Below are 20,092 nucleotides of genomic sequence, written 5' to 3' on the forward strand. Positions count from 1 at the left end.
CGAGGAATGTGTTTAGCACTAACGTCGTGTCAGGTGTATTTATAATAGATATAATGAAACCCTCTGATTAACTTTACATAAAATAGAACTATGAAAACAATTCTTTTAAAACTACTTCTCATCTGGGCACCTGCTTTCCTACCTCTACTTTCTTATGCACAAAGTAATTATCGTCCCGGACTGATTATTACGATCCAAAACGATACTGTATATGGACAGATAGACTTCCGGACAGATAAGATGAATGCCAAACGATGTGTGTTTAAGCCAGAAAGGAGTTCGGATATTATAACCTATTATCCAAATGATATACAGGGATATAGATTCACGGATGACGGAAAATATTATATTTCATATACGATAGAACTAAAGCACAGTGAAGCACCTCAGCCTGTTTTTCTAGAATACCTTCTTCAAGGTATAAAAAGTCTGTATTATTATGAAACAGAGAATTATGAGTCTATCTACTTTGTAGAGAGTGGTGATAAATTGATAAAAGTAGATGCACCCAAGATCATTACTAAAAGAGAAAATGGCAGCCAATATACTGGTAATGTGAAACGCTATATTCCAATATTACAATATGCCTTTGGAGACTGCCCAGCTTTGGAACATAAAATCAGAAGAACATCATTTACTCATAAAGGCCTGATTGATATTGCAAAAGATTATCATTATGCAATGTGTACCAGCAATGAAGATTGCATTGAATTTGAGACTAAAGAAGACAAACACTCCCTAAGACTGTATGTGACTCCTTATGCCGGAATACAACAATACAGTTTCCCTTCAAGAGGCCCTTGGCATAATTTTAGTAAACCTGATTTATCCTATCTGTTTGGTGTAAACCTGGCATTGAACAGCCGACGTTGGATGAGCTCTTTAAGCGCATCTATGGATATTTCCATTTCTCATTTCAACAGTGTAGAACAAAGATCTTATCAAACCTATAAGATGGTAGATGGCAGTATTTCTGAAACTTATCTTCATCATTATACCAGAAGTAGCTCACTAACATCACTCTCTGCAAAATTAGGTATCCGCTATACATATCCAAAAGGCAGAATACGTCCTTTTATAGAAGCCGGTGGAGCATTTGCAGGTATGATTGGCAGAAAGTTCGGTCCGGAACAGGAAGGAGATTATAGCTCTATAGCAGAAAACGTTGCAGAAGATACAGCTTTAGGATACTATGTCAATGCAGGCTTACAATTCAAACCGGTAAAGCATAGAGATCAATATATTGTATTGCGGGCACAGTTTGAAGCTGCTCACCATGCAGGTCTTGGCCTTCCACTCTACAATGCATGGTCGGGTGCTATAGGATATACTTTTTAATAATGACCTATTGAGGGTAAAGATTATTACTTATTCTTACTATGGTCTTTTACAATGACTTTACATACTCAGGAGACAAGCTATTCTCTTCTGTCAGAACTCCATTTTATAACTGATGAACGGAATTACACTATCAAAATAGAAATCAAGCAAGTTTATACACAACAAAGTTGATCCCTTTTTCTTAATTCTTATCAAATCCATGAATTATTAGCAAATAAATGTTGCTATACAAATATTTTCCGAAGGAAATTTGTTTTAATAGAAAAATAGTTAAGCTGATTACATAACTATATGCTTCAAAACGAAGCTTTAATAACAGAATAATATGATAAGAAATTTCTTTAAAAGCCAGTGGCTTACTTTGACAGGAATAGCAGTTGGTGCATTGGGTGGTTTTCTGTACTGGAAATTTGTAGGTTGCGCCACCGGGAGTTGCCCTATCACATCTTCACCTGTTAATAGTGCTTTATGGGGGGCACTTATGGGTGGACTACTCCTAAGTTCTTTTAAAGTGACAACTAAAGAAAAAACAAAATGAAAAAAATGGCTAAAAGTGGAAAGGAAACAAGGAAAAATAAAAATAGGTTTTAGGTGATTTGATTATTCATTTCTTCTGAGAAGGATGAGGTTGAAAAGTTATACCAACTGCATCCTTCTCAGAAGAATAACAGACCAGTATCAACGCATCCACACGCTCTCTATTTCAACCACATACATTTTGTGAAAACCACCATGTGCACCTCCATACCATTTATCAATCAGTTTCTTATCAAAGAAATTTTCAGGATCAATAGCATCCGCATAGAGCTTTTTACATTCTAAACTCAGACGGGACTGTTCAAAAAACACATTTCCTTGCTCTGTAAACAACGGCTTCAATCCGGTTTCTTTCACTTTATCTACTTCTCTACCTGACTTTGATCCGCAAACGGCATGAATCTTTTTATTTTCTTCTCCCAGAAAAGAGAGGGTGAGATAATCGCCTTTCTCAATAAACTCATACGTATATCGTTCGGGGCGAACAAAGACAAAGGCTACCGGTTTGTTCCACAACCAGCCAATACCTCCCCAACTAGCAGTCATGGTATTAAAACCATCTTTGTTACCGGCTGTCACCAACATCCACTCTTTGCCAATGGCTTCAAAAAAATTCTCCGAAAGCTCTTTTATTTCTACCTTTTTCATTGCTATTTCTATTTGTGCTTCCCGCACAGGGAGGTGCGACAAGCGATGTTCTTTATAAAAATAATAATACAATCTTTACTTCTGTCTTTTCAACTTCACAACCTCTCCAAGTGCAGGAATAACCACATTGACCTTCCGTTTTTTTGCCTCAGCAGCAAATACCTGAGGAGGATCATGAAGTGGCTCATCTGATAAATCGAATGTTCCGTAATGCATCGGGATAGTCAATCCTGCCTGCATCTCTTGTGAAGCCGTCAATGCTTCATGAGGAGAAATATGATTGGGACGCATAAACCAGCGGGGCTTGTAAGCACCAATCCCCACTAATGCATAATCGGGAGCACCGAAAAGTTCCGGTATCTCCGAAAAATGTTGTGAATATCCGGTATCACCACTATAATAAACAGACATACCATCTCCCTGAATCATAAATGCACCCCAAAGGCGCTGTCCGCCATCACGCACCGAACGTTTACTCCAATGCTGGGCAGGCAGAAAAGTGATTTTCAATCCTTCATCCATTATCTGCTGATACCATCCGGCCTCTACCATCTCAATCTCCGGAAACCAGCTTTTTATCAACTCTCCGGTACCCAAGCCGCAGAAAAGTTTCATCTGAGGATTGCTCTTTAATAGACAACCGACACTCTGTTTATCCAAATGATCAAAATGATCGTGACTAATCAACAGATAATCAATTCCGGTAAAAATGTCCGTATTGGCAGGAAACTGACTTCTTCGACGTACAAAGGGAATACTCCCGAATACCGGGTCAAACATAATACGTTTCCCTGCCAGTTGCAGAAAAAAAGAATTATGCCCAAGCCATATCAATGAGTTTCCCGTAACTGCATCCAATGAACGAAGATAGTTTACTCTCGGTTCCCACTTAACGGTACGTTTCTCTTTCCGTTGCGAATTGGGAGACAAACGCCATTTCAACACACTGCCCATTCCGGGCCGAAAACGATGCTGCCGATTGAAGAACCGCCCTTTTACCATTGGATTTCCCCTCCAATAGGGGTTTATAGTGGCCAGACGCTCGTTACGTCTGAAACATATATGCTCACCCATATTTCTCTAAACCAAATAAGATATCACAAACTTAAATAAAAATCATTGACTTACAAATAGAATAAACAAAAAATGTGCCCCGGACACACTAAACGGGGCACATTTTATAAAACTAACTAAATATTTAACAAATGCTTAGATTGAATGGATACCATAAAGCGGAAATTGCCATCCCAAAGCAGAGAGATTTACCAGGAAAATAACCAGTCCGAGTATCCAGAGAACCAGTAAAGACCACTTCAGACCAGTTGCCATCGGTGGCCAATGGAATATTTGCCGAAGGATCGTATAAACGATACACGCCAACGGGATACCCATCAAAACCACACCGGCTAAACTGCCTGCCACCGTCATAAACGGAGAGATAGATGCCAAAGGTGCCCAGTCGACTGCTGGAAGCATTTCATACAGAACGGCTCCCCCACCAATGGCTGCCGCAATGGCAGCAATAACCAATGCCACAAAGACAATAGCAAGTACAAACAACACCGGACTGAAAACAATGGCCAACACTACCAGACAGGCTTTCAAAAAGAATCCTGCAACCGCAACAAACGCATCTCCCAGTTTTTGAAGAAAGGTACGCGGTTTATCTGAATGCATATAGCTATTCACACCATTGGCAACTTTTTCAAAACCATCGGTCACTGTCTTTCCTATATTCTCAACAGTTACCGCTTCGCCACGCATACTAAGCTTCTCTGCCGCAGTACGGGCCTCCGGAATAACAAGCCAGCAAATGATATATACAGGAATTAATGTACCATATCCACAAATAAGAATGACCAGTGCCAACAGACGCAACAAGGTCGGATCCCATCCCAGATAGGCAGCCAGCCCACTCAATACTCCGCCCAACAACTTATCATCCGGATTACGATACAACCGGCGCCGGGTAGTATAGGTATAAGAAGTAGAATTACTTGTTGAAGTTTTCTTTTCTTCTTCATCGGTAGTTCCGAAATCCTCAGGTTTTCCCACACGGGCAATTACCTCTTCTACATCAGTAAGTGTAATCACCTGCGAACCTGCATTCAGTTTTTCCAGAAACAATTCCGAAATACGGTTCTCAATATCATCTACTATTTCTTCGGCACCCTCTTGCTTACGAAAATGAAGTTTGAGGTTGCACAAATAGTTGTCCAGCAATCGGTAGGCATCCTCATCTATATGGAAGACAGTTCCACCTAAATTTACAGTCAATGTCTTTTTCATTGTTATTTCTTTTTAATCGGATTATCTGTTAGCTATATGATTCACAGTTTCATTAAGTTCTTTCCAGGAAGTTTCCAGCTCTCCGAGAAATCCCTCTCCTTTCTCTGTCAGTTTATAATATTTGCGTGGAGGTCCTTGTGTAGATTCTATCCATTCGTAACTTAGTAAATCATCATTCTTCAACCGGGTAAGCAATGGATACAATGTACCCTCTACTACAATCAGCCGGGCTTCCTTCAGCTTCTGGATAATGTCCGAAGCATAAGCAGGCTCTTTATGCAATAACAGCATGATGCAGTACTCCAACATCCCTTTCCGCATCTGCGACTTTACATTATCTACATTCATAAACTTCTTTTTTTAGTTTGACGAAACAAATATATGCATTACTTTAGTACTATGCAATGCAAAGTACTATAAATTAATAATAATTAAGTCATTAACAGTTGTACACCTTATTATATATTCGTTCATCCCAAAGTACGTATTTAAGTCTCTGTTAAAATACTATTTAAGTCTGTCTTAAAATGGATATTAACTCACATTTAAATACGTACTTTTGCAATCATACTTATTTATCTCTTATATTTGCGTTTTATAAAACCAAAATACAATACATATATGTTTACTATCAGAAAAGCTACAACAGCAGATTGCGGGTTGATTCACGATATGGCCTCCATCGTATTTCCCGCTACTTATAAAGAGATCATTTCAGCAGAACAAATGGAATTCATGATGGATTGGATGTACTCTCACGATAATATCCGCAAGCAAATGAAAGAAGAAGGACACATCTACTTCATTGCCTACAAGGGAGAAGAACCTTGTGGATACGTATCGGTACAGCCTCAGGAGGAAAATATATTTCATTTACAAAAGATATACGTGCTCCCCTCTTTTCAAGGACAGCATTTGGGTAGCTTTCTTTTCCGTGAAGCGATAAAATACATTAAGGAAGTACATCCCGCCCATTGCCTGATGGAACTGAATGTAAACCGCAACAACAAAGCATTGCAATTTTATGAACGGATGGGAATGAAAAAGTTGCGTGAAGGAGATTTCCCGATTGGAAACGGGTATTATATGAATGATTACATCATGGGAATGGAAATATAACAGGATTAACTGCCCGATAACAATATATGAAATGCCCCTTTACATTATTTATTATGCATGATAACAATATATGTAAAGGGGCATTTGCTCTAACGTAAAGTAAAACTTGAGAGAGACTTATCTTTTAATGAATTTCTTTATGCTTGTTTTGCCATCTTTTGTAGCAACCTTAACCAGATAAACACCCTTATTAAGAGAAGCTATTGACAGATTATTCACATCTCTTTGTTCCATCACAGGAGTGCCCGAAACAGCATAAACTGTTATGTCGGATATTTCTTTAGAAACAACTTCAGAATCGGTAATATAAAAATCAGAAGTCAGATTTTCCTGGGTAATTCCGGTAATAGCACCATTCAAACTAAAATAAGAAGAACCGATACCTTTTATGGTAGCAGGAGTGGTAGTGATTACTTTCTTATCATAATCAACGGTTAACGCTGTTGCAGTCAACGGCATGGTATAAAGCTCAGTAGCCGGATTTGCAAGAGCATACACATTTACTTTATAGCTCAGACTATTAGTTATGGTAAACTGACCGGTTGTAGCTCTCAATCGGACTGACTTAAATGAGAAAGCCTTATTTGTATATGATCCGCTAATCAGACAATCTTTCAATGTATATTTGGAAGAAGCATTTGCCGCAAAATTAATGATATCTTTACTACCAGCAAGTCCGGCATCAGCATCACCACAATCTATAAAGCTAACTTTCTCCATTGAAAAATCAATCGGAGTTGTTGCATCATTAGAATAATAACCACCACCCTGGCACTTGTAAAAAGTAACATTATTGAAAGTAGCTTTACTAACTTTAGCCTTCTGAAGCATTATAGCTGCATTGGTAGGATTGCCGGTATTCAAGTCATGCACTACAGTATTCTTAACCGAGATAGTTGGAATTTCTGTTTCTCCCAATGCTTTAAGGAAACAGATTGTATAATCATAAACTTCACAATCTTCAACTGTCAAAGAAGATACTTTAACAATGTCTTTCGGAATATTCACTAATATCTTAGAAGGAGTCTTTTCTTCCGATGAACAAAATGCAATAATTCCCTTCATAGAGAAATTAATATCACTTTCTATGGAAAACAATACATTATCCATTTTGACTCTTCCGCTTTTTGCTGATATATTCACATCTTTAGTCAACGTAATACTACTCAATGTAGCATTTTCCAAATCAGCAGTAACCACAACATCACCCCCTGCCTCTACTGCAGTTTTAAAATCGGCAAATGTAGAAACTTCAACAGCATTCAATCTCAAACCACCTATTAATAACAGGCAAAGAATAAAAGTAATCTTTTGTTTCATAATAATTATATTTTAGTTTAGTTATTAATATGCTCCCTTCATACAATGTGAAGGGAGCCCCTGCATATTTACCTCTTAATGCAACGAACAGACATGCCGAACACTTTACCCAAAGGTCCTTGGGTACTATTATCCGTATTATAAGCTGCTCTCATTACATAGACGCTATTTCTACTAAACGGATCTTCTCCCGAATATTCAGTAGTACTCCAGAAGTAGGCTTCATAGCCAAATCTGTCAAATGAATAGGTAAAGTCTGAAGTATCCAACGTTCTCCATCCTGCCGGTTGCATAGAAAAGCCGGTCAGATTATTGGGTGTAACACTTGTAGAAGATTGCCAATACCCATCGGTTGCTTTTAAATAAGCAGTACATTTGATGGCTTTAGTAGGATCGGCACCCGGAACAATATAAGTTTTCAGAGATAAGAAATCCTGCTGAGTAGGTATATCCCATCCTTCCGGAGCAAGTTTATTACTGTTTACAACTGCATTCCAATTATACAAAGCTCCAAATACCTCTTTGTAATTCGTCGGATCATTGTTTACATAACAGAAAGCCCCCTCCGTATCATTCTTCCAATCCGCGCCACTGGTTATTTTATTAATAGGAGATCCATTGCTATATCTTTCGCATTTAAAATTATCTGCAATCCAATATTGAGTACCAATTTTAACAACACGGTATTTGTTATAGTCTAAATCAACCAATATATCTGCCTTAGCACTCGTGTTTCTCTGTAGTTTAGAAGCAGAAGTCGCTACCAGCTTATCTTTTTCAAGATATACTTTTTGTAAAGGACTTCCAGCTGTTCCGGCTGTATAAGTACAACTGTTTTTAGCAATATCCCACACTACATTACCACCGTCTTTCACAGCAAGCCCTTTAGTCAAGTCAGCCTTTCCGGAAACAACCGGATATATTACAACCATCTGTTCGGAAACAGTACTTGTTTTAATAAACTCTTTACATACCTCAGCAATCTGTACATCACCATACATTATTTTCTGTACATAGCTAGCCGAAAAATCAGCAGGTACATCAATAGCATATGCCATACCCGTATTGCTCTGGGTTACAGTGATGTCCTTGCTCAAAGAACCGGCTTTAACAGTAATAACAGCAGATCTTGGTTCACCATCCGTATATTCATCTGCCGAAACGGATAATACATCTCCATTGCGAGATACATTACACCACGTTTTATCAACATTGTAAGTCCATGAATCTGTATTCGTCGTTATGGTTACATTCACAGTTTCTCCACTGGCATCCAGTTCCACTTTATCCGGCACAAATGATAATACTTCATTGGCAGCTGCTTGCTCCACCGCAATACTTTTTGTGATATTACCTGCATATACGGTAACCGTTGTTGTACGTGACTGCACTTTCAAATTATCGTCCACCTCAATAATCAGTAAAGCACCTTCAAACCTTAAACTACACCAATCGTCTTTTTCGGGACGTACAGCTTTCCAGGTAGCCTGATTAGTACTTACAGTTATTATTTCTTCATCAGCCGAAGCTGTAAAGTTCACTGTTTCTTTCGAAACAGACAGTGAAGGTTCGTCTTCCTTCGAACAACTAACGAATGAGACAAGCAGCAACAGCATTACGCCTACCCATTTAAATTCCTTTTTCATAAAATTCTCATTTAGTTTATATCTGTAATTTATTTGTTCACTTTCTCAAACTCCATCCAAACCCAGTTCTTCTTTGTGTTTACCAGATAGAGTTTATTGTCCTTCAATACCACAGAGTGCCCGGTTGAATCAAAAAAGTAAGAGTACATCTGAATGCCAATGATATTATCGTAGATATTGATTACCTCATCTCCAATCCACCCTTCCGGTTCATCTTTCCCATACCTCACAAAGACAGCAATGTCATCTCTCTGCTTTTTTATCTCTTTGGCCAATACAGTTTGAGGTGCATCTTTACCATCAATGCTAAGCAATACGGAGAAACCGGTTTTACCGTCTACATCCATAGTCAGCTGGGCACCGGCATAGTTCGGATATTTATATTTGTATAATTCAACCCAACCCTGAACATCATAACTTCCTCCGATCAGCCTGTAAGTGTTTCCGGCAGCCTGTTGTAAAGTAGGATATACAATTAATGGAGTTTTGGATGTCATCAATGTATCTGTATTCTCGGCTACAAACCTGGCCTTGGCATTGTTCCATACAAAATGCTGAATACTCTTACTATTGACCGTCACCGGAGCAGTTAAATCAAATCCTGTATCTGTAAAGGTAAAAGCAGCAGATGATGTCTTTACCGTTTCTCCCTGCATTTCCTTAAATACCAGTTCTTTCTTATCATCTGATAGCGCCACATCTGCCGTAGCTGCCGTAGGAGACTTCAGACAATGAAAAAACGAATTATTGGAGATCGAGGCAATATCCATTTCACGGATAAGGCGAATCTTATGTTGTTCTCCCACACCTACTTTCTTAAATACCACCCGGTCCTGATTTTTACGTCCTTTGCAAACCAGAGAGTCCTGAGTCAATTCCATAATAATAAACTCAAAGTCACCTTTATACCCCTCACCCAAAGGAGTAGTAGAAGGATCGGCATAAGTATGGATCACTGAGTATGTATCAAATGACAGCATCGGTCCTTCACCCGAATTGAGATTATAGGTGGTAGTAGATTCATCTTCATAGTTGGACCACATATAAACCCTGTCTTTACCCGTAAACTTCATGATGAAGCTAACGTAAGAAACAGCATTAGCCGGTTGGTAATCCAGTCGCCAGCCATTAGGAGCTGTTTGCAGTATATCATCGCATTGCTTTAAGAAAGTCTTCATTCTTTCACTTGCCGATTGTGCAAACACATCATCCACCTCATTTTTGCATGAAGTGAAGAATAGAGCCATGAAAGATAGCATCCATATTCCTCTATTCAGATATTTAGTCAATTTTCTCATAATTCCTAATAGTCTCCTAATACCACATTCTTTATTACTTCATCCATTTTCGCCTGAAAATGATACAAATCAATGTCCCATACATCCTTTAGATACCCCACCACAATTGCTTCTTTTTTGCGTAAAGCAGAACGGGCATCTTCACTTTTGATCGTATTGATCATTATATCCCAGTCTCTTTTATTATTTGTCAGCATAGTAGCTATCATTTCCACAAAGTCTTCATCGGGTGCAGACATGGCATAATTTGTTATAAATCCTCTTTCCTGAGCATATTCATTGGAACGCAGATACCAACTGGAAGAATATCCGGTCGTTATAGTACGATAATCCCGGCTATAAGCTACTTGCTGATGCATTATATGGGCAAATTCATGGTGCATCACATGAATAAACCTCTTCAACTTCGTGACATTCTGCGGACTAAAACTGTTTATTTCGTACAATACCATTTTACGTCCTCCCTCTGCAGTACCTTGTGTTACCGTTTCGTCGGGATTATAACTTGCACTTCCTATCAATAATATTTGTTTCGGTATCAAACCTTTAAGAAAATTGCTGCCTGCCTCTTCCACATAAGGATCAACCCAAACAGTTTTTAAAATTTCAAGGAAAGGTTCTACCTTCTCTTCCTCCGGCGGAACCAGATTCTTGGCAACATCCGTCTCACTATCTTTCCAGCGATAAATCACTTCGACATTATAGGGTTTCGTATAATTTTTATAGATATACAAATCCGTAGGACTCAAATCTTTGAGATTGAATTCAGGAATTTCAATACCTGATTCTCCCAAATCTTCTGAGCATGAGTGAAATAGTCCCATACTCAATGCACAAACCAATAGTAACAATACTCTTTTCATAATCATACGTATTTATCTGGGATTAGGTGTTAAACCATAGGCAATAGCATCACTCGGTACCTGAACGGCTCTACGAAGATCGCGTTTGACCAACACATCCTTTTGACTGGGCATGCCATATGGATAATGAACGATTTCTATGCCAAACCGCTTCACATCAAACCACCGCATGCCTTCCATCACAAACTCCACCCGGCGAAGTTCTACAGCACATTGCACAAATGCTGCCTGCTCCGTATCCATCTCATAGAAAGGATTCAATGGAGCATAATCCGCATAGAACTTTGTTATATCTTCGGCTTTTACGTTTTTAGAAACATCATAAGACAAAGTCCGTTTGCTATAAAAAGCATTGATGTCTGCCAAAGCTTCCGTATACCTTTTCTTCATGGCATAAGCCTCTATACGGTTAAGCAGCACCTCATCTTTAGTAAGAATGGGAATCATGGCATACAAATAACCAGTCGTTGCATTGATGCCTATCTGTTGGAAATACTCCTTCCATTTGAGCATGGTAATCGGATCACCTTTATCTGCCTGCCACTTCTCAAGTACATACGCCCAGGGCAAACCTATCGCATTTACCTTGGCACTACGAAATAGCTTCGACTCCAAAGAACTGTTAAAACCATATCGATAGAACTCCTGGTAACGGGCAATCTTTGTCAAAGATGAAGCCAACAATAAAATAGAGGGCTGCTCGGCAGATGTATATTCTTTCTCACGAACAGAAGTAGACAGTTGTCCATGAGTGATCCAGTCACGCAACTGAGAAGCAACATCTCCTGTACCAAAAACGGCATTAGCATGTTCGATAACCTTGTCCCAATCACCTTTATACAGATAGAATCGACTGGCAAAAGCATGTGCGGCAGCCTTCGTAAAGTGATATTTAGGAACGGTATAAGTGTGATCCTGAATAAGAGAAAGACCTTCTTTCAAATCCTGCTCTATCAATTCGTACACTTTTGCTACACTCTCCCTCTTGTAATCCTTCAACACAACAGTCTCGGGTTCAGTAACGTATGGAACGCCTAAATCTTTATCGGCTGTTGCCGGATCATAATGTTGAGAAAAAATATTCACCAACATAAAATGGCAATAGGCCCTTGCTACCAAAGCTTCACCACGCTGGGCCTGCGTATCCATCCCACCCAGCTTATCCAAAGCTTCCAAAGCATGATTGGCAGCAGCAATAGCTTCATAACATGAACTCCAATAACCTGTAGGAGAATCCTGTAAGGTATACGAAACATCTTTCCACTTAAAAGACTCTTCAACAGCCCTGTCTGATTGAATGGCTACTCCTTTATCTTCGGCATTGTCACTCATAGCCTCGCAGAATTCAACATAAGCTCTGTTTGGATATGCCGAAACCAATAGCTCGGATATAGTTTTGGCATTATCCAGTTCTGTTCTATTATCAGGCACTTTATCCAGGAAATCATTGCATCCGGACAAAAGAACCGCAGCTGAGATAAATATATAATATCGTACTTTCATATCTTGATTTTATCATGGTTAGAAACTTGTTCGCACAGACAAGGTAAATTGTCTCGGAGTAGGCATTGCTACACCACCCGAACGGAAAAATTCAGGGTCCTGTCCGTTCAACTTTTTATCGGAATAAATCAGCCATAAGTTAGAAGCAACGCAACGTAACTGCAAATTATTCATCCCGACCACCTTCATCCAGTTTCCTTTGAAATCATAAGAAAGAGAAATTTCTTTCAAACGAATAAAAGAACCATTGGCAACCCGCGCATCCGAGTAGTTATAAGCATTATAAGCCACATTGAGATTCTCTATATTAGACACTTGCCTTTTCGAAGGAATACCCGGTACGTCGGTATACTTCTCATTTCCTGCCTGCATCCATCTGTTTTTCATCTCTTTCGGCATAGCACTCATATCCGAATATACAGCAGAGAACTCCGGATACAGACGAATCACATTACCAAACTGATAAGTGAAATACACGTTCATCTTCCAGTTTTTGTACGTAAAACCGTTGTCAAATCCACCGGTTACTTTCGGATCAATAGAACCTTCATACTTCAGATGGCCGATATTATTATTTTCCTGAAAATTAATATCAGTAGAAGTCAATTCTCCGTCTTCATTGATAAAGGTGGGAAATCCGTTGCTATCCAATCCTTTGAACTGATACGAAAACAGTCCTCTCACAGGATAACCTTGCAAAGGGCCTCCTTCTTCTTTCACCAGGTCGATGACTCTGGGCATTGATTTTAGATTCGTAATCTCATTATGGTTGAATGAGAAAGTCAGATTAGAAGTCCAGTTGAAATTCTTCGTAACGATGTTCTTTGTATTTAATGTAAATTCTACACCACGGGATTTCATATCTGCATAGTTCGCAGCTTTCATCGCTTCTCCCCCGATTCCGGATGTACGCATATAACCAATCAGGTCGAATCCGTTGCGGAAATAAACGTCTGCGCTCAAACTTATCCGGTTACGCAGGAATCCCATATCAATACCTACATTCGTTTCGTATTGTTTCTCCCAGGTAAGTTCCGAATTCTGCAATGAGCTTATTAAAACCTGATTCTCTCTGTTTCCTTGCGTATCGCGAAAAGTAACCTGATTTCTGAAAATAGCCAAAGCATTGCTGGCTGGTCCCATACTGGCTGTCAATCCATAAGTAGCTCTCAATGTCAATGCAGAAAAAAGAGTCTGGGTTTTCATGAAACTTTCTTCCAAAGCATTCCATGAACCACTGACATTCCAGGTAGGCAACCAACGGGAATCACGCGCACGTCCCAAACGATTCGAACCGTCATAACGTCCGGTTAAGTTCAAAGTATATTTCCCATTATACGAAAAACTGGCAGTTCCAAAGAAGGCAACAAAACGATCATAATTTTCTTCCATTCCATAATAATCAAAACCTCCTACCAATATCTGCTGCAAGATGCGATAGTCAACAGAAGGAACACCCCCCTTATCCCATTGATATCCGTAACCATTATTAAAACCGTTTTTACGGTCGGCAGACTTTACTTCCTGACCAACCATCAAATTAAAAGGGTGCTTCCCAAACAACATTTTATTATAATTGGCCGTTGCCCGGAAGTAGTAACTTAGCATCGTATTATTAGTCGTATTATAAAAACCGCCTTCGGGCATTACCACTTCAGGCAATGCATCCGGGTTATCCGGGTCTTTATAAAGGAACTTATTTTTATCACGAATGGTAGCATCATCTGCTGCACGATAGGCCATTGCCATATTAGAATTACCGTATATTTTATGTTCCTGTGTAGACTTAACATACCTTATTGCGCCCAAAGCATTCAGCTCCAAACTCTTGAAAGGCTTATAATTCAATTCCATTTGCAACTTCAGGTCCATCATATCCATATCAATGAAGTTGGAATTCATTTCATTCAGAATACTAAAAGGAGCATAGTTCATCCGGTAATACTCAGGATCCCCATTAACTGTACGATCTGACATTGTCCTACTCGTATTCAATGCATAACTGAAAGGATTGATATCAAAATCACGTGTATATTCTCCATTCACGGCATCCATGTCACGATCCATGGTTCCCGGAACCCTCTGGTTACGAATTGATCCGCTGGTATTTACTCCGAAAGTCAGGTATTTATTCAAATCAAATGAAGCATTCATGTTGGCAGTATAGCGGTTTACCTTATCTGCATCTGTCCAACCCGGATCATTATAAAAACTAAGAGAAGTATAGAAACGGGAACGTTCATTTCCTGATGAAATACTTAGTGAATGATTACTTTGAAGAGTTGGTTTAAACAAAATACTAAACCAATCTGTATTACGCATCTCTGCTGACTGCAAAAAACGCGAACGGGATTGAGGTGTATTCATCAACCCGAACTGTCCGTTAGTCTTGTCAAACTGGTTAATAAGATCATACATCTGAAAAAATACCCCTCCATTCTCAGCCCGTGAAATTGTAGCATGATCCAGCCAACCTTTCTGCTCCATATCCAGATAGACAGACATCTGATCTTTTGAGTTCATAATATTATATTGCGAGTACGAAGGACGGGTACGCATGGTAAACTCTCCTGTATAACTAATGGATGCAGTGCCTTTCTTACCCCTCTTTGTCGTCACAACAATTACTCCGTTCATTGCACGCGCTCCATAAAGTGCAGTAGCCGAAGCATCTTTCAATATTTGAAAACTCTCAATATCGTCAGCATTCAATCCGGCAACAGCTGAACTGATAAGAGTAGCTGCATTTCCGGAAGACAAATCATCCGGAGATACTTCCACCATATCTTCGAGGACTACCCCGTCAACTACCCATAAAGGGCTTTGGTTACCATATATGGAAGATGCACCACGAACGCGTATCTTCGGAGCGGCACCAAATGTACCGGATACAGACTGTACCTGCACTCCTGCCGTTTTCCCCTGTAGCATTTTACTAATGTCGGTTACTCCGTCAACCTTTGCCTTATCACCCGAAATACGATCGGCAGCTCCAGTAAACAATCTGCGGTCTATCTTCTGGTATCCGGTAACAACAACTTCATCCAATTCCTGAGAATCCGAAAGTAATACTATTTTAGTAAAACCGGGAGCTATATTGAGTTCCTGAGTTTTCATTCCGACGTATGAAACAATAAACCTTCTGGCATTATCAGGAACATCTAATTGGAATTTCCCATCAAAATCTGTAATTGTACCCGTAGAGGTACTTCCTTCTATCTGTATTGTCACGCCTGGCAATACCTCTCCGCTCTCATCGGTAACCTGCCCGGTTATATTTTTGACTTTCTGTTTCGGCTTTTCTGCATTTGTTTTATGCTTAAAAATCTGTATACGCTTATTTTTAACTTCAAAATTCAGATTCTGACCGTCCAAAATAATCTTCAAAGCATCTTCAATGCTTTTATTCTCTAACTGTACAGTGACAATTTTAGATAATTCTACATCATTGACATTGAACCACAATGAAAATTTTGTATCATTTTTCAACTGCTCCAGTGCTTCTTTGACTGTAACATTTTTAAGATTCAGAGATAATGTAACATCCTGAGCCAATAAATTCTTACTACATAATAAAACTATTAAAATAGTACTAATTTTCAGGATGCTATTCAACTTATTTTCATACATTTGTAACATCTTTATATATTAAACAATATGTTTTTATATGCTGAGACCGGAGTCGGGAGTGCGCCAACAGAACCCGACTCTTTGTTTTTATATCTTATTCCTCATAGATTCCCTCCTATTTTCTTGATATTACTATTTTATTATTATCGACAACATAGTGTAAATTGTTACTTTCTGCCATCATTTTCAAAATATCATACAAAGTTTCTTCATTTCTAAAATCTCCATAGAATTTTTCATACTTCAACTTTTCATCTTTTATTTCAATCTGTACATTAAAAACCCTTTCCAGATCACGGACAATCTGAATAAGAGATTCCTCATCAAAAAATAAAGTATTCCGTAGAGTTATATTCGGATTTTCTGTTTTTGTCAGGACCTTATCTACGTTTATTTGTTTCTTATCAATAGGCTCTTCTTTAGGTAAAGTCCACATGGCATACAGATCGGCCTTCACATTTTTCACCTTCATATCCTTTTTTGCCTTATCAAAAATAGCCTGCTGATTAGGAACCAGATGAACTTCTTGTTTCTTATCCTCAATTCCTACATTCAGGCTTCCCTCAACAAGAGTCACTTTAGCACTTTCATCATCCGAATAAGACTTAAAATTGAATTTGGTACCCAATACTTCTACCTGTACCTTACCCGAAAAAACTTTGAATGGCAAATTCCGGTTCTTAGTTACTTCAAAGTAACCTTCGCCGCTTAACTTTACGTCACGGTTATTTTTTCCAAAATTATTTTCATACGAAAGAATACTCCCTGAGTTTAACCAGACGGTTGTACCGTCCGGCAAAACAATTTTTGATTTAGAACCAAACGGAATTTCTATCGTTTGTGTTAGCCGAGTCTGAATATAGTGACTTTGAATGAAATAAAAGGTAGTACCTCCCAAACCAAAAACAAGTAATAAAATAGCCGCATAACGCAAAGTTCTATACAGAGAGAGTGTACGATGCTTCCTGCTTACAGTTCCTATTCTGACCACAAAGCGCTTATAGGCAGATTCAACCGAAGGTCTAAAACGCTTTTTGCTATTCAGAACATGCAGATATTTTTTTAAGATACAATACTCCTCATACTGTTTCTTATTTTCCGGACTGGCATTATACCATTGCCGCAAATAAGTATACTCTTCAGAAGACAGAAGCCCTGAAAGTTGCTTATCAATAAGTTCTTCAATTATATTATTATTTTCACCCATATTAAGTCCTTTTAATAGGGAGACGAGATTTTTAAGATGTAGGGGTAGTGAAATTCTAAAAAAAATTTCAAGAAAAAACAATTATGGAGAATTTAATCACACAAAGAGCTGTATTTTCAGATATTAGTGTCTAAACAAAAAGACAAATGCAACAACTATAGCAAAAAGATAGTCACCAAGCCCTTCTTTTAGTACGGATAGGGCCTTTTTAATATGATATTTAACTGTATTGATAGAGATATTCAGACGTTCTGCTATTTCCTGATTAGAAAGCCCTTCAAACCGGCTCATTTGGAATACAGTCCGGCATTCAATTGGCAATGTTGACACTATCTCTTCTATTTTATCCTCCAGCTCCAATAAAGCTATTTTATCAAACAACTCTTCGTCAGCAATAAAACAAGTTTCATATTCATCAATAGTACTCATGCGCACAACCTTGGTTTCCTGCACATTACTACGCAAATAATCAATACTCCTGTTACGCACCGAACGGATTAAATACCCTTTCAACGAAATATTAATGTCAAGTTGCTTCCGTTTTTCCCATACCGATAGCAATACATCTTCGGTTATACCCTGGCATATATATTCATCCTCTATATATTCATAGGCTATAGCGCACATCAATGCATAATAGAGATCGAACAAACGGCGAAAAGCATTGTGTTCTCCATTCCTTAATTGAATAAGTAATTCGGTTTCTATATGATAAGGATTCATTTAATTGTTTACCTTGCAATTTTATCTTGTGCCACAAAGTTATACGAAATTTAATTTAATATGTAAGAAAACACAGATAAAAAACAAAATAAAGAAACAAATCGCCTAATTTTATCTACAAAGTGAGAGAAACCCACCTAAATAATCAGAAAAAAAATAAAACAATGCAGTACTTTATGATTCTTAGTTTATCAAACCTTCTTTATACAGTAATATGTGTAATAGTCCATAACAAAACATATACCGAATCATCACATATACCAGCATTTTATTTATATACACACCAGTTTATATACTTATAAAGTTTACTGTAATACAACAACTTAAAACTGATAAAAGAAAAAACAATAATACAACACAGATTAGTATACTATCATAGTAAACGATAAATTGAATTTATTTCTGTATAAATTCAGTTTTCTTACAGAATTGCCTTATATCTTTGTAGCGATTAAAACTACTACTAGATTATGAAGCTTATTCTTATATTATTGCTATGCTATATCTGTCCGTTCTTACACTCTGCAAATGAGCCAAATCTGACTGATTCATTGCCATCACTCACTCCATCAGTACCGGCAAACCGCTTCCAGTATACAATGCATAAAATAGCCAATTCACGAGTCTACCAAATGACTTATGTAGGTGTACCACTTGTAATAGGCGGTCTTATTGTGAAAAGTGAAGACGATCATTTTCGTGGATTACGTAACAGCCGTCTGCCCTCTTTCAAACAACATTATGACGATTATCTTCAATACCTCCCCGCTGTAACAATGTTAAGTATGAAGATTGGCGGTGTAAAAGGACGTAGTTCGTGGGGACGCATGCTTGTATCCGATGCTTTTTCTGCCATTATAATGACTTCAATAGTTAACGGATTAAAGACACAGACCAGAGTAACACGTCCCGACAATTCCAACAATCATTCTTTTCCCTCCGGACACACAGCCACGGCCTTTATGACGGCTACTATGATGCATAAGGAGTATGGAGAACGTAGTCCATGGTATAGTATCGGCGCCTACTCAGTGGCTACAGCAACGGGACTTACCCGTATGGCAAATAACAAGCATTGGTTGAGTGACGTATTGGCAGGAGCCGGGTTTGGCATTTTATCAACAGAACTTGGGTATTTTCTGGCTGATCTTATATTCAAAGATAAAGGTATCCATAACTTTTCTACTTCGAGTGATTTTGAATGGAAAATTAATCCTTCTTTCTTTGGCATTTATCTGGGACTCAATGTTGCCCCAGGTACTTACACTCTATCCGATAAAGACCGATTCCACTTTTCATCCGGTAGTACTGCCGGACTGGAAGGAGCCTGGTTTCTCAACCCATATATAGGATTAGGTGGGCGCTTCTCGGCAATCAACATGGCAGTGATATTCAATAATGAGGCACTGGAAGAGTCAACCGATCTTTTAGCTGGGCATGTAGGAATCTATTTCTCATATCCCATCACACCACGCCTACTGGTAGGAAGCAAGGTTCTGGCAGGCTATAGTTACTATTCATCCTGTAACTTGCCTGTAGCAGTGATAGGTAGCAGAGGTGGATTCAGTATGGGGACAGGTGTTTCGTTTACTTTCCTGGCAAAACAAAATCTGGGAGTAAGATTCTTTCTGGATTATAATCTGCTACCTACTCCTGTGAAGTCTGATAAGACATGTACACAGATTATGACATTAGGCAGTGCTGTATCTGTGATTTTTTGAAGAAAGACACAATGATATTTACTATTAAACTGATCAGAAATGAACTCACCACAGAGTAACACAGAGTTTAAATCTTTATTAAAACGCAGATGAACGCAAATTTTCACAAAGGGAAACAAATATATGATAAAGAACTACAGTCTTTTAATCTGTGTTCATCTGTGTTAATCCGCGTTTCATCAGATAAAGACTACTCTGTGGAACTCTGTGTTACTCTGTGGTGAAATACACTCAAAACCGTACAGAA

The 20,092-nt window shown here is 38.5% G+C and carries 16 protein-coding genes; 4 read left to right on the forward strand and 12 right to left on the reverse strand.

Annotation, left to right across the window (positions count from 1 at the left end; genetic code table 11):
* The first annotated feature begins 90 nt into the window (after positions 1-90).
* Together QX565_RS06430 and QX565_RS06435 are read left to right on the forward strand one after the other, a co-directional pair.
* Complete coding sequence (locus QX565_RS06430; RefSeq protein ID WP_025867120.1) at positions 91-1,338, forward strand: hypothetical protein; 1,248 nt, start codon at positions 91-93, stop codon at positions 1,336-1,338.
* A gap of 328 nt (positions 1,339-1,666) precedes the next feature.
* The gene (locus QX565_RS06435; protein WP_221649931.1) at positions 1,667-1,879 is read left to right on the forward strand and encodes a DUF6132 family protein; all 213 of its coding nucleotides are present in this window, start codon (positions 1,667-1,669) and stop codon (positions 1,877-1,879) included.
* A 140-nt stretch (positions 1,880-2,019) separates the two neighbouring features.
* Here the strand turns inward: QX565_RS06435 and QX565_RS06440 are convergent, their stop codons facing one another.
* The 4 genes from QX565_RS06440 to QX565_RS06455 form a co-directional block, all read right to left on the reverse strand.
* The gene (locus tag QX565_RS06440) at positions 2,020-2,526 is read right to left on the reverse strand and encodes a flavin reductase family protein (protein WP_044095616.1); all 507 of its coding nucleotides are present in this window, start codon (positions 2,524-2,526) and stop codon (positions 2,020-2,022) included.
* A gap of 75 nt (positions 2,527-2,601) precedes the next feature.
* Positions 2,602-3,600 carry an MBL fold metallo-hydrolase gene (locus tag QX565_RS06445; protein ID WP_289291977.1) on the reverse strand — a complete coding sequence of 333 codons (999 nt, stop codon included), beginning with the start codon at positions 3,598-3,600 and terminating at the stop codon, positions 2,602-2,604.
* Between the two features lie 135 nt (positions 3,601-3,735).
* Positions 3,736-4,815, reverse strand: a complete 1,080-nt coding sequence (locus tag QX565_RS06450; protein ID WP_289291979.1) for a PspC domain-containing protein — start codon at positions 4,813-4,815, stop codon at positions 3,736-3,738.
* Between the two features lie 21 nt (positions 4,816-4,836).
* Positions 4,837-5,163, reverse strand: coding sequence for a PadR family transcriptional regulator (locus tag QX565_RS06455; RefSeq protein WP_002562628.1), 327 nt, complete (start codon positions 5,161-5,163; stop codon positions 4,837-4,839).
* 273 nt (positions 5,164-5,436) lie between these two features.
* Between QX565_RS06455 and QX565_RS06460 the strand changes: the two genes are divergently transcribed.
* The gene (locus tag QX565_RS06460; RefSeq protein ID WP_289291982.1) at positions 5,437-5,934 is read left to right on the forward strand and encodes a GNAT family N-acetyltransferase; all 498 of its coding nucleotides are present in this window, start codon (positions 5,437-5,439) and stop codon (positions 5,932-5,934) included.
* 117 nt (positions 5,935-6,051) lie between these two features.
* Here QX565_RS06460 and QX565_RS06465 read toward each other — a convergent pair whose 3' ends face one another.
* From QX565_RS06465 to QX565_RS06500, 8 genes are all read right to left on the reverse strand, one after another.
* A complete protein-coding gene (locus QX565_RS06465) occupies positions 6,052-7,254 on the reverse strand; it encodes a T9SS type A sorting domain-containing protein (protein ID WP_289291983.1) in 1,203 nt (400 codons plus the stop codon).
* 68 nt (positions 7,255-7,322) lie between these two features.
* Positions 7,323-8,900: an FISUMP domain-containing protein gene (locus QX565_RS06470; protein ID WP_289291985.1), complete on the reverse strand. Its 1,578-nt coding sequence runs from the start codon at positions 8,898-8,900 to the stop codon at positions 7,323-7,325.
* Positions 8,901-8,929: 29 nt separating this feature from the next.
* Positions 8,930-10,198: a DUF4302 domain-containing protein gene (locus tag QX565_RS06475; RefSeq protein ID WP_289291987.1), complete on the reverse strand. Its 1,269-nt coding sequence runs from the start codon at positions 10,196-10,198 to the stop codon at positions 8,930-8,932.
* A 5-nt stretch (positions 10,199-10,203) separates the two neighbouring features.
* Complete coding sequence (locus QX565_RS06480; RefSeq protein ID WP_195348792.1) at positions 10,204-11,061, reverse strand: zinc-binding metallopeptidase; 858 nt, start codon at positions 11,059-11,061, stop codon at positions 10,204-10,206.
* Positions 11,062-11,073: 12 nt separating this feature from the next.
* A complete protein-coding gene (locus QX565_RS06485; protein WP_195348793.1) occupies positions 11,074-12,564 on the reverse strand; it encodes a RagB/SusD family nutrient uptake outer membrane protein in 1,491 nt (496 codons plus the stop codon).
* Between the two features lie 18 nt (positions 12,565-12,582).
* Positions 12,583-16,194: a SusC/RagA family TonB-linked outer membrane protein gene (locus QX565_RS06490; RefSeq protein WP_289291991.1), complete on the reverse strand. Its 3,612-nt coding sequence runs from the start codon at positions 16,192-16,194 to the stop codon at positions 12,583-12,585.
* A 115-nt stretch (positions 16,195-16,309) separates the two neighbouring features.
* The gene (locus QX565_RS06495) at positions 16,310-17,401 is read right to left on the reverse strand and encodes a FecR family protein (protein WP_221649927.1); all 1,092 of its coding nucleotides are present in this window, start codon (positions 17,399-17,401) and stop codon (positions 16,310-16,312) included.
* Between the two features lie 123 nt (positions 17,402-17,524).
* Positions 17,525-18,124, reverse strand: coding sequence for an RNA polymerase sigma-70 factor (locus tag QX565_RS06500; RefSeq protein ID WP_289291992.1), 600 nt, complete (start codon positions 18,122-18,124; stop codon positions 17,525-17,527).
* Positions 18,125-18,594: 470 nt separating this feature from the next.
* Between QX565_RS06500 and QX565_RS06505 the strand changes: the two genes are divergently transcribed.
* Positions 18,595-19,845, forward strand: a complete 1,251-nt coding sequence (locus tag QX565_RS06505) for a phosphatase PAP2 family protein (protein WP_289291993.1) — start codon at positions 18,595-18,597, stop codon at positions 19,843-19,845.
* The last annotated feature ends 247 nt before the right edge of the window (positions 19,846-20,092 follow it).

This window comes from Bacteroides sp. 41_26 (assembly GCF_949740115.1).
GTDB classification, from domain to species: domain Bacteria; phylum Bacteroidota; class Bacteroidia; order Bacteroidales; family Bacteroidaceae; genus Bacteroides; species Bacteroides nordii.